At 44.1% G+C, this 15,159-nt stretch carries 12 protein-coding genes and 1 pseudogene; all 13 read right to left on the minus strand.

The annotated features are described in order from the left end of the window. A pseudogene (locus BUB19_RS21225) lies at positions 1-239 on the minus strand (IS5 family transposase); the annotation flags it as partial. A 252-nt stretch (positions 240-491) separates the two neighbouring features. Beyond that, positions 492-1,136 carry a GntR family transcriptional regulator gene (locus tag BUB19_RS21230; RefSeq protein ID WP_073097581.1) on the minus strand — a complete coding sequence of 215 codons (645 nt, stop codon included), beginning with the start codon at positions 1,134-1,136 and terminating at the stop codon, positions 492-494. Positions 1,137-1,209: 73 nt separating this feature from the next. Next, positions 1,210-2,247 carry a Gfo/Idh/MocA family protein gene (locus tag BUB19_RS21235; RefSeq protein WP_073097582.1) on the minus strand — a complete coding sequence of 346 codons (1,038 nt, stop codon included), beginning with the start codon at positions 2,245-2,247 and terminating at the stop codon, positions 1,210-1,212. Beyond that, positions 2,244-3,629: a four-carbon acid sugar kinase family protein gene (locus BUB19_RS21240; protein WP_073097584.1), complete on the minus strand. Its 1,386-nt coding sequence runs from the start codon at positions 3,627-3,629 to the stop codon at positions 2,244-2,246. The genes BUB19_RS21235 and BUB19_RS21240 overlap by 4 nt, the downstream gene beginning before the upstream one ends. A gap of 3 nt (positions 3,630-3,632) precedes the next feature. Further along, positions 3,633-4,277, minus strand: a complete 645-nt coding sequence (locus BUB19_RS21245; protein WP_073097586.1) for a cyclase family protein — start codon at positions 4,275-4,277, stop codon at positions 3,633-3,635. 2 nt (positions 4,278-4,279) lie between these two features. After that, complete coding sequence (locus tag BUB19_RS21250) at positions 4,280-5,338, minus strand: isocitrate/isopropylmalate dehydrogenase family protein (protein WP_073097588.1); 1,059 nt, start codon at positions 5,336-5,338, stop codon at positions 4,280-4,282. A 41-nt stretch (positions 5,339-5,379) separates the two neighbouring features. Then, a complete protein-coding gene (locus BUB19_RS21255) occupies positions 5,380-6,000 on the minus strand; it encodes a hypothetical protein (RefSeq protein ID WP_178371544.1) in 621 nt (206 codons plus the stop codon). 54 nt (positions 6,001-6,054) lie between these two features. Further along, positions 6,055-7,158, minus strand: coding sequence for an alpha-amylase family protein (locus tag BUB19_RS21260; protein WP_073097592.1), 1,104 nt, complete (start codon positions 7,156-7,158; stop codon positions 6,055-6,057). Positions 7,159-7,256: 98 nt separating this feature from the next. Further along, positions 7,257-9,230 carry a DUF5060 domain-containing protein gene (locus BUB19_RS21265; protein ID WP_073097593.1) on the minus strand — a complete coding sequence of 658 codons (1,974 nt, stop codon included), beginning with the start codon at positions 9,228-9,230 and terminating at the stop codon, positions 7,257-7,259. Between the two features lie 263 nt (positions 9,231-9,493). After that, positions 9,494-11,782, minus strand: coding sequence for a DUF6797 domain-containing protein (locus BUB19_RS21270; protein ID WP_143156125.1), 2,289 nt, complete (start codon positions 11,780-11,782; stop codon positions 9,494-9,496). Positions 11,783-11,992: 210 nt separating this feature from the next. Further along, positions 11,993-13,297 (minus strand): FG-GAP repeat domain-containing protein, encoded by a 1,305-nt coding sequence (locus BUB19_RS21275; RefSeq protein WP_073097597.1) that lies wholly within the window; start codon positions 13,295-13,297, stop codon positions 11,993-11,995. A gap of 65 nt (positions 13,298-13,362) precedes the next feature. Then, on the minus strand, positions 13,363-13,872 hold the full coding sequence (locus BUB19_RS21280) for a plastocyanin/azurin family copper-binding protein (protein WP_073097598.1): 510 nt from the start codon (positions 13,870-13,872) through the stop codon (positions 13,363-13,365). 560 nt (positions 13,873-14,432) lie between these two features. Then, positions 14,433-15,146 carry a DUF3823 domain-containing protein gene (locus BUB19_RS21285; protein ID WP_073097600.1) on the minus strand — a complete coding sequence of 238 codons (714 nt, stop codon included), beginning with the start codon at positions 15,144-15,146 and terminating at the stop codon, positions 14,433-14,435. Positions 15,147-15,159 lie beyond the last annotated feature (13 nt).

Below are 15,159 nucleotides of genomic sequence, written 5' to 3' on the forward strand. Positions count from 1 at the left end.
ATGATCACTGCTCCGATCAAGACTCTTGGATTCAGGGCAGGCCTTCCGGTTGCTTTAGGCGGGTTTCGTTTGCTATACATGTTGACCAGATCATCCCAGGGAATCTGCTTACTGAGTACCACCCAACGGTTGGATGGGGCCAGTTGGTTATAGAATGGTGTCTCAAATCCTGAAAGAGAAAGCTGGTTTGGGCTGGTATATTCGCTGCGTGGTGCACGCCTTTTGGTGGTCTTTCGCATAGTTACTTGCACTTATACACCCTTAATTTGTGAAAAAAACCTCTAAAAACCGCTAAAACGTCACTTTTTTATTTTCTAAGCAGACCCTACGTAGACCAGCATGGATAAGAGAAATGTCCCCGCGACCATAAAATACCGGCTGGGAATGATGGGTTTTCGGTGTAAATTCGGCACGTTTATCTTGGGTTTATTGTTAATAGATACTAAATCCACCAAACTCCTGAAATTTTGGTGGGATTTCGACATCAGTGTTTATTGCGCCAACTCCTCTTTCAATTTTTGTTCGATCACCTCTCTGGATTTGATCAAATGGGATTTCATGGCCTTTTCTGCAGCTTCGCGATCGTGGTTCAGTATCGCGGCAATGATATCGAGATGATCCTGAAGGGTGTGTTCCGGTGGACGGATCAAACCGATTCGTTCAATATAAGTAATCAGGTTACCTTGCTTAAATAGCTTGTACAAATACCTGTTCCTGCATTTTTCGACTACAAAATCATGGAATTGAGTATCGGTTTTTTTGTAACTCTCATATTCACCTGATTTTTTGTTTTGGTAAGGCTGAAAAAAACGGGATAGCTTTTGTGCATCTGCGGGGCTTATGTTTTCGGCCAGAATTCCCGCCGCGGTAGATTCGAGTGCTATACGGCAGTCAAATATTTCCAGGATTTCCTTGTTATCAATGGTTTTTACTTTAAATCCGGTCTTGTTTTTCGGTTCTATCAGGTTTTCTGCTTCGAGCATGTGTAAGGCTACACGAAGCGGAGTCCTGCTGATGCCCATTTGTGCAGCAAGCTTCTCCTGAATGATCTTTTGCCCTGGGACCAGCTTTCCATTGATGATCATTTTTCGAAGCTCCCTGTAGGCCTGAATGCCCAATTCATCGTTTTTCAGCATTTTAGTAAGGTTTTGATAAGTAACAGATGTTTTTAGTATACAGTATACGAAATACTAAATTACCGAATTGTACTCATTTTATCTGACTTATCTGAAAATTAGTTTTGGTTCGGTTTGACTGGTATATGGCTTCTACTACTTTCAAAGTCTTGATATAATCCTCAATCCTGGTTTCAAAAGGGGAATCATCGATTATCCCATTGATAAAATGTTCCTGGCAGGCATAAACACTATCCCCGGAAAAGCCGGCTTCCGTAGGCTTAAAGGGCAGCTTATTTACCGGCATTCCTAATGGTTTGATGGATATTTCTCCGTTTGTATGCAGGATGATACTTCCCTGATCCCCTTCTACCAGCATTTCTCCAAATGTGAACCTTGCATTCTGGTGCAGGGGCTCATTGTATCTGTTGGCATCAAAGAGTGCTGTACAACCTGATTTAAATCGGAAGAAAACAACGCCGGTATCTTCTCCCTGAATGCTGGGATTCAGGGTTTTCAGGTTGGCAAAAACCTCCGTCACTTCTCCTTCAAGAAAACGAAAGGTGTCGACGAAGTGAACGCCCGTCTCGTGGATCAGCAATCTGGGCATGGTTCTGAAATAGGGCTGGCGATCCAGGTAAGCATTCTCGCCCCAGCCGTCCCCCAGCCTCATTTTAAAGGTATATTGGAATATTTTTTTCCCGATTTTCCCGTCATTTATCTGAGACTTAATTTCCCTGTACCAGGGCTGAAACCGCCAGTTTTCGTGAACCATAAACCGGACTCCTGCTGCTTTTACCAGCTTTTTGATTTCCTTTGCCTCCTTGAAGGTATCTGCCAGGGGTTTCTGACAAATGATATGAATTCCTTTGGATAATGCGATTTCTATAATGGTTTTATGGGTTACCGGAGGCGTCACAATATCAATAAAATCGGGCTTTTCCTTGTCCAGCATGGTTTCCAAATCTGCATATACACCCGGAATCCCGAAGTTTTTTGCATATAACCTGGCCTTTTGAATGTCCTTGTCACATATTGCCGTTAGTTCAACCTTCTCCAGCCTGGACCAGGCATCCCCATGAAACTGACTGAAATATCCGGCACCAACTATCACCCCTTTCAATTTTTTCATTTTTTGTTGGTGTTGACAGTGAACAATTCAAATACGTGGGCAAGACTATCGGCATCTCCTACATTACCAGGGTAAACCACATAAGGCATTCCAGGGAACCTGGTTTCATCGCCCATCTCCCATACTGGCACTCCCGGAATAATCTGGCCCAGCACCCTGGCTTTTTTCATTTTTAATCCCTTCACTGCAATGTCGTTGGAAGTAATGCCTCCTTTGGCTATAAAAAATGCTGGTTGGGTTTTGATTTCGTTGACCAAACTGACCAAAAAATCAGTTATCTTTTCACCGATAGCCAGGCTTTCTTCCGGGTTGGCTCCCGATACCAGATTTCGGGAAGTGTACACCACAGCATGGGTTCCGGAAGCCATACAACTTTCAACATTTTCCAGTATTTCTTTCAGAAAGCTTTCATTTGTAATTTCAGCGTAAATAATGTTCTCCACCGAGAGGGGAATGGCTTTGAGCCCCTCTTTTTTCAACAGCACTTCAAGCTGAGAGGTGGATTTTTTCACGTATGAACCTACAATGACCAAACCACCCAATGGGGAAGCATTTTTACGCGGTACCCAGGCCAAAGGTCCCATGCCCGAAAATGCGGAAACAAAGGAAGCGGCCGTCCTGAAATTAAATCCATTGCCTTTTTCTATCAATTTGTGAAGGACCAGGCAGGTTTTTTCCAGTTCCTTGTAGGTAGTATTATTGACCACCATCACATCTTGCGCACGGAGCGCATTCAATCTTTCAAAAATCACCTCTTCCCCTTGTGCTATGTCTGGTATAGACAGGGATTTTACCGCTTCATGTTTAATTCTTCCGGCTGTTTTTTCCTCCACCCATTTGGTCAGGTCCGAATGGCTAAAGCCGAAACTCTTATCCCTAGCAAAAACCGTTTCCGAAACCGGTATCTTCTTACCCTCTTCCACAATGTAATGCACATTGTCCTCGGTGATCCTTCCCCCTTCAAAAAAAGCGGGGATCAGCAGGGTTGGCAAATTGCCCAAACCTGCACCCTGACTTAAGGCCTCTACCTCCGATGGATAATAACCCCTAAGGGTAGAATCACTTCTGCTGATAACCATAAAGCGGCGAGCCATTTTCTCAGCAGCTTTTTGCAAATTTTGCCCTATTTCCTTCGCCCTTTCAGTGGCCTTTGCCTTGGGCAGGCTCCTGGTGTTGGCCAATACGAAAAACAATGGTGTTTTATTTTTGAATTCATCAATAAAAGCAGCTTCTGTCCAATGACCCAACACCGGTACATCATTCGCTGTCTGCGTACCGGTAGGGTCGTCATCCACAATTACCAATGTCAAATGCTGCTCATAAAACAGCTTCCTTATCTCCTTTTCATAAGGTCTGTCCATGGGATTGTTGCTTTCCGTCATGCGTTACGTATTTTTCAATGGTCTTGCCAAAACCCTGGCTGGAGCACCATCACCAGCCCCTATTTTTAGTGGCAATGCCATTAATTCCACTTTTTCTGCTTTTATTTTATCTAAATTGCAAATCCCTTCCACGATAATGACCTGGCCTGAAAACAGGATGCGGTGGATCAGCGTCACCTCCTCCAAATCATTAACATTGGCAACGGAGGGCGGTTCTACGGCTAACATATTCAAGCCTTTCTCCACCAGCCATCTGGCCAGATTTTCGCTGATCCGTGGCAATTGATCCCTGTATTTGTGGGGATCAGAAACTGAAAATTTGCTCCAACCGGTTTTAATGATGATTCCGTCTCCAGCCTTCAAAGTGTTTTTTAACTTACCTAAATCTTCAATGCGAACTTCAGAAGAAGGCTGAATTCCTGTCAAATCCAAAATGGAGGCCTTACAGATCAATCTGCTCAATGGCATTAGATCAATGGTAGGGCCATCAACACCAAAATGTATAGGCGCATCCATATGGGTCCCTGAATGGCTATATATGTCAATATTTACCGCATTCCAGCCATCCTTCTCCAGATTTTTGGCTTCCCTGATCTGAACCCCGGGCATGGAAGCAGTTATGGTCTGTGTAAGGTCTATCCAATCCATGTTTATGCATTCAGGGCTTTAATTACGCCGGCTGCAAATTCCTCTGTCCTGGCAGTACCTCCAAGATCTATGGTTTTTACGCCCTGCTGAAATACAGTTTCAATAGCATCCACTATTTGGCCTGCTGCAGCTGTCTCACCAAGGTGTTCCAGCAAGATGGCACCGGACCAAATGGTACCTACCGGGTTGGCGATACCTTTGCCTGCAATATCTGGTGCCGAACCATGAATGGGTTCAAACATGGACGGGAAATTCTTCTCAGGGTTGATATTGCCACTGCCACCAAGGCCCAGACTTCCCATTATGCCTCCGCCAAGGTCACTGAGAATATCCCCAAACAGATTTGTGGTAAGGATGACGTCGAAATACTCCGGGTGTAAAATAAAATTGGCGCTGGCATTGTCGATGTACATTTTTTCCAACTTTACATCCGGGTATTGCTCCCCTACCTCACTGATCACAGCATCCCAATATTTCAGGCTATGTATCAGGGTATTTGATTTGGTGACATTGGTAACCTTTTTTCTTCTTTTTTGGGCCAGTTTAAAGGCAAAATGGGCTACCCGCTCGATCCCCTTGCGGGTAAAGATACTGGTATCCGTAGCCAACCCTTCCGGGCTTTCAGGTCTAAAAAAAGCTCCTGACTGTACAAATTCCCCCTCATTGTTTTCCCTGATGACAACAAAATCAATCTCTTTGGAAGTTTTATTTCTCAACGGACTCTCCAATCCCTTAAAAAGTTTGACCGGTCTGAAGTTTACATATTGTTGAAATGCAGTTCTCACTTTAAAAGTGTACAACTTTGCCGGTAAAGTATCATCCACCTCTGTGAGGCCAACGGCCCCAAAAAAAACAGCATCAAATGCTTTTAAGGTGTCCAGTCCATCCTCCGGCATAAATGCACCCTCTTTGAGATACCTTCCTGCTCCCCAGTCAAAAAAAGTGTAATCCAGGTTAAAATCAAATTTTTTGGCAGCGGCCTCCAAAACTTTAAGTGCGGCGGGTATAATCTCATGGCCGATGCCATCACCGGGAACTATTGCTAATCGATACGTTTTCATAAAATTGATTTATTATATTTTTTATATTTCTATTAATGTTTTCATTCCTCCTCCGTCGGGACAAATTCAATGTTACTTTTCCACCTGGCCCGGGCAAAACCAAAACCTTCACCTTCGGGTACCAGGCCATTGGAATGGGGCAAAAATTCCACCCTGACCTCAGTTCCTTTTTCAATGACAATGCCGTCTGCTACTTCCTGGTGTGGTACATACTCCTCAATTTCTTTTCCGTAAATCCGGGGATTCTGAAAATCCATCACCTTTTTGCCTCCAATTTTTAACCTATAGCTACACTCACCATCCGACTCCAAAAGAGAGATAAAACGGATATTGTAAGTGCCGGAAGGCAGTGCAAAAACGGAAGTAGCGGCGGACCATTGGTCTGTAGGCTGTTCCACGGTATTCACGGCAATGGCTTTCCGGACTTTGTCGAAATACGCAGGCGAAAACCCTTCTACGTCCAAATCCCACTGCGCAGGTTCCTGAATCACCAAATTCATAGGATAGTCATTTTCTAAATGAAAGGCCGGACGCTGCTTCTCCTTTACCTTTTTGTATCCAATGGATGCATAAAGGGCATGCTGTCTCGTAATTTCACCATTGAAACCGGCCAGATATGATGAAAACAGAAGGAGGGTAGCCAAAAATGAATTTGTAATCACAGGATCCATCTTTATATCATTTCGTTTTTTACAAAAACATGTTTATCAACTATTCTAATATTTGTCTCCGGTAATTTCTTTTACCAGGTCGAAAAAACCTTGTTTCCGGTCTGAATTAATCCCCCAGTCGACAGGAACGCTCTGGTAACCTTCTTCAAATGATTCCCCATCCCTTCTGTAGTCAAAAAACCCCCAGGAAACATAGTTTTCAACGGCCACAGTAAAATTGTTTCTTTCTTTGTCAAAATCGTAGTGGTCATCTTCGTTCACCACTACCGGCATGGGGCGGTACCCTTCCACCTTCCTGGTATTTTTTATCAGTGTCTCCATTTTTTCCGGGGTGTTTACGCCATTGCCATGAATCAAAATGTAGTCGGAAGATTTAACTACATTGGGTTTTGGAACTGTATTTCCACCGTAACTCGTGCTTACCAATAGCCGATTGCCATTGTACTCCATGCCCTTAACCAGCTCAATGAGCTCATGAACGCGGTCTGGCATCAGAATTTCATGCACATAGGCATTGACATTACATTCATTGTTGACTTCTATCAACACATTTCTGTAACCTTCCCGCAATATCCAGTTGACTGAATTTTCTACTGCATTGATCACCGCTTGTTCATCTTCGAGGTTTTGATCCTGTCCAAAGTAGAAAATACCCAACATGACCACCATCTCCAATTCGTCAGCCTTGTCCAGGACCAACTTTAACCGGTCCATATATTCCGGTCTTAACCGACCGTCGGCAAAGAAGGAAGAATTGTACCAATCTTTATTTCCATACCCTATCGGGCTACCTCCCTGCATATTGAGGGTAAACGAATTCAACCCATACTTCTTCCATTCTTCCATTCCCTCCATAAACTCATTTGTATTTCTATCCGGATCCCATTCACCCGTATCCGGATACCCAAACAATTTCCTGGTTTCAGGATTCAAATCATCGAAAATTCCCTGCACCATGCGTGAGTTCATAAGCAGCCCCTCTACCTTGTGCCCTTTCCAGGTCCTGCCCTCATAGGTGGGTTTGCCGTTGACATAAAAGGCCTCCCCCCGGATGGTAACAACCGTATTTTGTGCGATCGATTGTGTGGCCAAAAACCCAGTCAAACAAGCGATAATTAGCGCAATTGTGCAATAATGTGAAGGTTTCATACTATTTATTTTAAAGGTATATGGAATTTCAATAGAATAATTTTAACGTTTTCCCTTTGCTACCAGGGAGTTTTATGAAATTTTACAATTCCAATGGTTTACTTCTTTCGTACCAAAATCACCCAATCTTCCTTCACGTCTTCTGGCGGAATGCCCAGGTTAACCCATCCGGGACCGGTGACCTCCGTGACATTACCTCCCTGTATCCTTGGCTTTTTGATATTAGGCAGTGCGGAAAGCACCGAAGCCGGTTCACGGGAATAGGTTTCTTCGATTATCATTTCCTTTCCCTTTTGGAGATTCCCACCAGTCCTCGGGTTGAACCAGTCTACCGTGTAGGTCCCACTATTTCCTTGTAAATTAAGGGCCGACCCACCTCCTGCGGGCAGATATATAACATATAACTCTCCATTCTGCGTAAAGACAAAATCCTTTTCACTTCGGGTTAAATTATTAGCGTTTTCCATTTCCCAAAAGGGAATATTGTTGTCTTTGTAAAAATTCATGGCATGCCGGGTATAGTCCCACAAGGCATCCCTGCTCCTCCAGTCTTCCATGTTCAGGTCATTTTGCTCTTCGGAATAGCCAAAATACCACTCTACCCCATCACCTCCTGCAGCAATAGTGGCCCAATAGGTGGCTCTGGCCTCATCCTGATTATAGTTATCATCGTAGTCATCAGTAGTCACACCAAGTCCTCCGGTTCCTGCTTCGTCCATCGACACATTCCACCGTCTGCCAGCACGACGGGAGGCATTGACCCAATAGGAGATCACGTCAAAATTATGCCAGGGACGCATGCTGTTCGTTTGAATAGAAGGACCTTCAAAATATTCAAATCCCAATAAAGGCGTATAGGCCTGCTGATACTGGCCCGGGAAGGTATGTGAAACTACAGGGTGATCGTAGGGGTCCAGGCTATGAATATACCCGGCATCTGACTTGGCATTCAACTGATCCGGGTCATTCAATTCTTCCCAAAGATCGTGTTCCTCTCCCAGATTCCAGTTCAGCGCATGGTGGTGGGCAAATCTGGCAATCAATTCCCTGTAATAAAGCTTTCTTTCCGGACCCAGTTTCCCGCCATTTAGCAACTGGTCATTTTCGTTTTCATGGGTTTTAAAGTGAAGGAACATGCCCAGGTGATCTCCATGGGTAAAGACCATTTCCCATTGGGCTAATTTGGAAACATCATACCGATCCACTTCGGTGTGGCTGATCCAGGGCCAGATATTTTTTCCATCTCCACCTGCCGACAAAGTCAAAAATGAAAGGGCATTCATTCCCTTGGAATGCAGGTAATTCAGGGCACCAATGAGCCCCTTACCTTTATTGTCTTTCCATGTAGGATCTCCTTTTTTCCAATCCTGAATATGCGCTTCATACTTTTTCAATGGCGTGGCCCCCCGACCATCTTTGTGTTGGGTACTTCCCCAAATCAAATTGTCGCCATAATCTTTTGTAAGCCCGGAATGGGTATAGGTACCATCAAAATCAGCATATCCCAGTAACGTTTCCGGAGCATCAGCTCCCCCTTTCATAAACCAATCTCCGTTGTCGAATCTCAGGTAATGCTCTCCAACATACCTGAGCATTCCTTTTGCCCGGTGGTCCGGCCCGCTTTTGTCCGTGTCGGCAATGGTGAATGTTCCGCTAGCCCCATTGAAGGAAAGGGGTTCTCCTGCACTTGAACTGGTATTCACTGCAATGTTTTCTCCCATTCTGAAAGATGCGGTGTAGGTCCATTGGCCGGTAGTAGGCGGGGTAAAATGCACCCTCCACTTGTTTCCGGAAGTCGCACTGGTTTCAGCTGCATTTCCGTCAGCGGCAAAGTACCCGGGTACGAGCAGGGCAATCCTTCCGCTTTCATGCCTGAAGGTCACATTTAACCTATAGCCACTAAAAGGGTTGTATTCATCCGTTTCGCTCGCCTCCGGACCTTCAAAAGTGACCGTTACCGGATGCCATTTCTTAAGCTCTCCATCTACAGAGACATTTGACTGTGCAAACAATATATTCGGACTGGTCAAAAGTGTAAATATTAAAACTATTTCTAAAGTTAGTTTATTCATGGTTTTTGGGTTTATCGTATTTTACTTTAAATTCTTTTCACTTATTTTCATTGATTAAACTTTTCCCTAATTTTTTAATAACTTGACTTTTGATGTAGTCAGTAATCTCTTTATCACTTTGGTCAAAATAAAGGCGAATTGATTCATAGCTGAATCCCAACGATAAAAAGACCAATAGTCCACTGATAAATATATTTGCTGATTTCATAAAGCCTGAATGAATTGAATTTATCTGAGCTTATCCGCTATGAAAATCCCGTTATTTACTCTGCAGGTACCCGGTGTATGGTTTTGTGGATCATATGATTTAACTCCTCCCCATCTGTAGTAGTGATCTGATAACTTACTGACAGGACCATTCCCAATGAAGCCTCAATCATATCGGGCAACGCATCAAGGGTACCTAGCGAGGTATTTACTGCCCCCGGTTTCAAAGCGGGGATTTCAATAAATACTGATTTCCCATCATCGGATAAGCGAACAACTTCAACTTGTACCTGGTCGGGTTTGGCTTCTCCGGGATTGTCTACAGAATATTGCTTTCCACGAGTACCATATTGACTTGTCCAGGGATAGGTCCATTTTTGCACCTGATAATTCCCGGTATTTGTTGCATTCTGAGCATCCAGATTCTTGGCAAAGCGTAGTTCTATTCCACCTGCTTTGGTATGAACAGATACGGGCACATTCAAGGGCTCTCCTGTATATCTAACCCGATGAAAAGAGCCCCAATCTTTTCCTATCGACTGCCAACTGGTCATTCCAACTAAATACAGGTGCCCATCTTTGTGAAAGCGGCCACGTTCGAGACCGGATTTGAAGAGTAAGGGTAAGTTAATATGAGCTCCCTGCCAAATACCATCCACTTCCTCTTTTAAGATCAGGGAAAGGTTACCACGGCCATAAGAAGCCAGTAGTAAATCGTCACGGAGTTCTTCGGGCCACTTATCGCTGGTAATAAACATCGGTTTAGCGGGAGAATTGTCCATATAATGAGGTGTCCATATTATTGGCGGCTCAAATTCCTTTGGCATATCTTTTTGATGGGCCGAAGGAATAAAGCCATGAAATCCTCCCTGCTTAATCCGGTGAACTTTGCTGGCAGGCACCCAATTTCCTTCATTGTCTGCGTAAACGATTTCTCCGTCCGGACTTAGGTCCATGCCGTTGGGATTTCGAAGACCCCTTGCGATAATTTCAAGCTCCTCGCCGTCCGGAGATAATTTAAAAAGCACGCCATGATGTGGGGTTATTTCTGCGTCATGCGAAGGCCCTTCCCCCCTGAGATAAGGTGGCCAGGGTGTGGATTTGGCAAAATAGAAATTCCCCTGTGCATCGGTTTCCAGATTCAAGGTGAATGCATGAAAATTGGTGGAAGCCATCAGCTCATTATTAAAATTCTCATAAAAATCTGCAAAACCATCATTATTTGTGTCATTTAACCGGGTAATCTGATCGCGACCAATCACGTAAATCTGGTCATCCACAATCTTTACCCCGCTGGGCTGAAACAAGCCAGTGGCAAACCGGTGCCATGCTAATGTGCCTAAATCCTCCCCTATTCCATCAACCAACCATACATCTCCACTCAGTGAAACCACGACAGCACGCCCATCGGAAAGAAAGTCAACATCCATCAAACGAATAAAAGATTTCCAGGGGTTTTCTGAGGGTATGGTGAGTTCATCTACCTGAAATGGTCCTTCCTCCACTCCCATCAGTGCTTCCGTTTGTACGGGTTCCCACTGATCAGGCCCGGGGGATTTAAAATCGGACAAATCGGATACACTCCCGGCCTGATCCAGGAAGGAGGCCATGTATGTCGATCCGGGGCCCGAAAGAACAGGGCCGATAGCAAGTTTGAATTTTATGGCTTGTTGTAAAACGGGAAGATCCAGAATAAGGTGACGGTTGGCTACCCTCCATGTTGGTTTAACATCAAAATCTCCTTGCAGGCCTACGACACGGGTATTGTTGCCTACCTTTAAGGTGATATGCTCCTTTGAATCGGAGACCGAAACGATCTCCATTGCTGCATTTTCCGGTACCTGTAGTACCCGCAGGGAGATCGTTTCCTCAGTGGAACTCAGATTAAGGGTCCTGGTAAATACAGGATGACCGTCAACCAGCTCGAAACCAGGTAATTCGAGAACATCGCTATTACCAACCGAATAGGAAAAAAGAACCTTATCGCCATTGATATAAAGCCCCTTATAATGCGCTTGCTTTTTTGGAATCGGTCCATAGGGCCATGTCCTGGGGTCTTTAAAATTTCCATCAAGTGACCATCCCGGGGTTTTACCTGTTTCGAAATGGGTGATCCCATCAGGGCTGGGCCAATCCTCCAATCCATCTCGTCCGAGATACCAATGGAGAAACCCACCCGTCCAGGCACTGGCGACCCGCAACAAATCCGTATCAAAAGTCATCACGGCCTGAGGATCAGTGCCTACCTTGACTGCGATTCCCTTGTTCACGAAAATGCTACTTGTCGTCAGCGGATCATGCGCAATTGTAGTGGTTACAAATGGTCCATGATCCATTGGATTCATATTGTCTGAAGGTTGAAACTGGGCCTGAAGGGGAATAGCTAGACAAATGCCTGTGATTGCAATCAAAGCTGGGGTTAAACGTAATTGTCCTATTAAATTTTTCATTTGGCCTGTAGAGATCTTATTAGTTTAACGATTAAAATAGTTTTATTTTAAGCATTTATTTGAATTTGAAGGAGCAAAAACACAGATGGGAAAGATCGGTACATGCTAATCAAGAACAGATTTATTTTCCAGGAATAGGACATAAGCTTTACCACCAAGCGCATTATTATCTGAAGGACTCCAGGGCTTTCCTACAATATCAAGCATGCCGTTACCCGTTACATCGCCGAAAATTATCTCGTGCCCACCCAGATTGACATCCGCTATTACATGCTCTTTCCACTCTACAACAGGATTATTGGACCAGGATGGGCCCACGCCAAGATTTTCCCACAGAAAATAGCGGGGATGTTCCTCTCCATTGGCACCTGGGCGAGCACGCTGCCAGTCTTGCTCTGCCGAAATCACATCCGGTCTGCCATCTCCGGTGAAGTCTGCAACACCCAAAGAATGCATACCGCCAAGGATCCTATCTGCACCGGCAATCTCGTGTCGGTGCCACTGAATGGTACCCTCCTCATCGGGGCCGAGATTTTCCATCCACCAAACTCTTCCTCCACGCATCTCTTCAACGGTTTGCACCACATCAGGCCTGCCATCCTGGTTGATATCAGCCACCCATGATCTGGCAGCATTGGCCGCCCAGCTGGGCTCACCATCCGGAAGCGGCATAAAAGGTCCCAGATCGTGTTGCTGCCATTCGGTGCCTTCCCCATCAACATTTTCGAACCAGACATCTGTACGAACAACATCAATATCACCATCGCCATCCAGGTCGCCAAATCCTTTTGGAGCTACCCCGCCATGAACGGCCGCCCCAATGTCATGCCTTACCCACGGATCTCTTGGGTTGCTGGGAATACCATACCAGCGAAGATTGTGTTTATCCGACATGGTTATCACATCTAAACGGCCATCACCATTGATATCAGCTACAATTTGATCGTGGATAGAGCCGTCGGTAATTTCTTCGTCGAACACAATTTGCTCGAAAGGAGTATTGAGGTCTCCTGAATTCCTGTACCATGCTCCTCCTACCAGGTAGTCGGGCAGTCCATCACTATCTACGTCAAGTATGGCTCCTCCCGCATCTGTTGGAGGATTTTCACCCACAATATACCTGGACCAATATCCTGGCTCATGAAACTTATAGACATAGATCTTTTTTGTCCCGCGGGAACTCATGATATATTCCAGCTTACCATCCCCATCCATATCTGCCACTCCGGTATTCGAAAACGAGCCTCCTATAAGAGAATCGTCGATAATGTGTGTTCTGAACTGAATTTTCTTATCACTGCCCTGTGCCCTACTACAAAATGTTGAACCCAAAAGGCCCAAAAGAAAAACAAATAATGCAGGAAGCAGGTAAGCCTCTTTGGTGAAAATTGAAGATCTTACAGATGCCATAATTTAAATATTTATTGGTTTTAATTCTTTATCGATTCAGTATTAATCATACAGATTACAGTAATTTATTCCGCTGAAATCAACCTGCCTTGCATTTGCGTCCAATGCGCGGAATAGGTGCAGATGTAGGGGTATATACCAGGTGGCGGCACCTTAAAAGAAAACGATACGGTATCGCCTGCATGAGCCAAAGCACTGTAGGCGATAATACGGTCCATTTCTTTTTCGGGAATCCAGTCATTCGCTATAGCCTGCAAAGCGGCAACCCCCACCGGACGGATATCCTCTTCCCTTTTAACCAATACAATATTGTGGTTCATATCGCTTTCATTGATATACTGAATGCGCAAGATATCACCCGCTTTAGCCTTGATCTCAGGGACAGAATAACTCAGTTCAATCCCTTCGGTTTTGATTTCTACTACCGTAGTATCTGCCGGTATATTGGCATTGAATGAAATGTTATTGAGGATAGCTTTATCATTCACATTTACCTTTTCAATGTTGGTAAAGGTTTTGAAAAGAAAAAAAGATAGCAGTAAAAAGCTGAAACTTGATATAATTATTTTTTGCATGAACAGAATATTTATTTAGATTTAAAGATTACGTTAGTTTTTCTTATTGTTGGTAATTTATAATTTATTTATAGTTGCTACCTGTTCTGCCCAAAACTTTTTTGGAGAATCTCTCCTCTGCCGGCGGCCAGGATCAATTTAAAATCCAAAGTTTGGGAAAAATAGATTGGTGTTGGACCTACAAAAAGTTAAATCCTCTTAAGGAAAGGTTAATGAAGTTAACCAGGTGTTAATTGGAGAAATCCATTCCTTTCTAAACCTAAGCCCATTCTCACCTGACCTTCAATCTCAATATTCCTTAGAAGCTCCATTAGGTTATATAATTGCGCGACCCATATTTCCCTGCATCGTTCCATTCTCCTATCCAATTATAACTGTATTTCTTATCCATAGAGGAATTTGCTTCCTTTTTCATCTCCAATCACCCATTTTCTAGAAACAATTTGATTATTTGAGTCAATATCATCTCTTTTTCAATCAATACGTTATATCATCAAGGACTTTTTGTACAATTATAAAGAGAGAATAAAACCAGGCTTTATTCTCTCTTTACTGTAATATCAGGGAGCTTCGATAACGATCGGAATGCTATGATTCCAATCAGATGTTTGTTCAGACCTTGCTGCCACCCGAATGTGTAAATTACCACCCCCTCTTTCCTGTGACATATTCAGCAGATCAGTATCAAGCGTTACAGTCGCTGTTCCTGAATTACTATCGAGAGTTACCTCTCTGGTCTGCCACCTGGGCCCATTACCGGTGTCCACTCCCACCTTGGCAACTGTACTCACCAACACGACCCGCTCTGCAGTTTCATGACCCTGGCTGGGAGTTATCTCATAATTAACTGTAAGTTGGTTACCAGAAACGCTAACTGTGGGTTGAGAAATTACCAAAAATGGGGTGACTACAATGTCTTGTTCTACCGGTGCTCCTGACAGATCCACCACAAGTTCACCTGGACCAGGACCATCAACAGGCCCTTCGATCCAAACGTCGTAAGATTGCGGATACAAATGCAGGTTGGCAAAAGTACCATCACCATTTACTCTCAGTTCAAGGGGAACCCTATCTTCTTCTCCCAATACGAATACAGTAAAAGCTGGATTTGAGGCATCCCCGGAGACCGGATTTCCATTTTGATCCACAATCATTCCACTGATCTGACCATCAAAACCAAAATCTGTTATGGTTTCTTCACAAGCTGACATGGAGGTAATATAGACTGCCATCAATGCCAAAATGAATATTTGATTTATTTTTATAGCCTTCATTCTCATCATGATT

Source organism: Cyclobacterium lianum, assembly GCF_900143075.1.
Classification (GTDB): domain Bacteria; phylum Bacteroidota; class Bacteroidia; order Cytophagales; family Cyclobacteriaceae; genus Cyclobacterium; species Cyclobacterium lianum.

Bases quoted from the DNA above. Each gene is read 5' to 3' on its own strand.
- BUB19_RS21230 (WP_073097581.1), bottom strand. From the start codon at position 1,136: ATGCTGAAAAACGATGAATTGGGCATTCAGGCCTACAGGGAGCTTCGA.
- BUB19_RS21235 (WP_073097582.1), bottom strand. From the start codon at position 2,247: ATGAAAAAATTGAAAGGGGTGATAGTTGGTGCCGGATATTTCAGTCAG.
- BUB19_RS21240 (WP_073097584.1), bottom strand. From the start codon at position 3,629: ATGACGGAAAGCAACAATCCCATGGACAGACCTTATGAAAAGGAGATA.
- BUB19_RS21245 (WP_073097586.1), bottom strand. From the start codon at position 4,277: ATGGATTGGATAGACCTTACACAGACCATAACTGCTTCCATGCCCGGG.
- BUB19_RS21250 (WP_073097588.1), bottom strand. From the start codon at position 5,338: ATGAAAACGTATCGATTAGCAATAGTTCCCGGTGATGGCATCGGCCAT.
- BUB19_RS21260 (WP_073097592.1), bottom strand. From the start codon at position 7,158: ATGAAACCTTCACATTATTGCACAATTGCGCTAATTATCGCTTGTTTG.
- BUB19_RS21265 (WP_073097593.1), bottom strand. From the start codon at position 9,230: ATGAATAAACTAACTTTAGAAATAGTTTTAATATTTACACTTTTGACC.
- BUB19_RS21270 (WP_143156125.1), bottom strand. From the start codon at position 11,782: ATGAATCCAATGGATCATGGACCATTTGTAACCACTACAATTGCGCAT.
- BUB19_RS21275 (WP_073097597.1), bottom strand. From the start codon at position 13,297: ATGGCATCTGTAAGATCTTCAATTTTCACCAAAGAGGCTTACCTGCTT.
- BUB19_RS21280 (WP_073097598.1), bottom strand. From the start codon at position 13,872: ATGCAAAAAATAATTATATCAAGTTTCAGCTTTTTACTGCTATCTTTT.
- BUB19_RS21285 (WP_073097600.1), bottom strand. From the start codon at position 15,146: ATGAAGGCTATAAAAATAAATCAAATATTCATTTTGGCATTGATGGCA.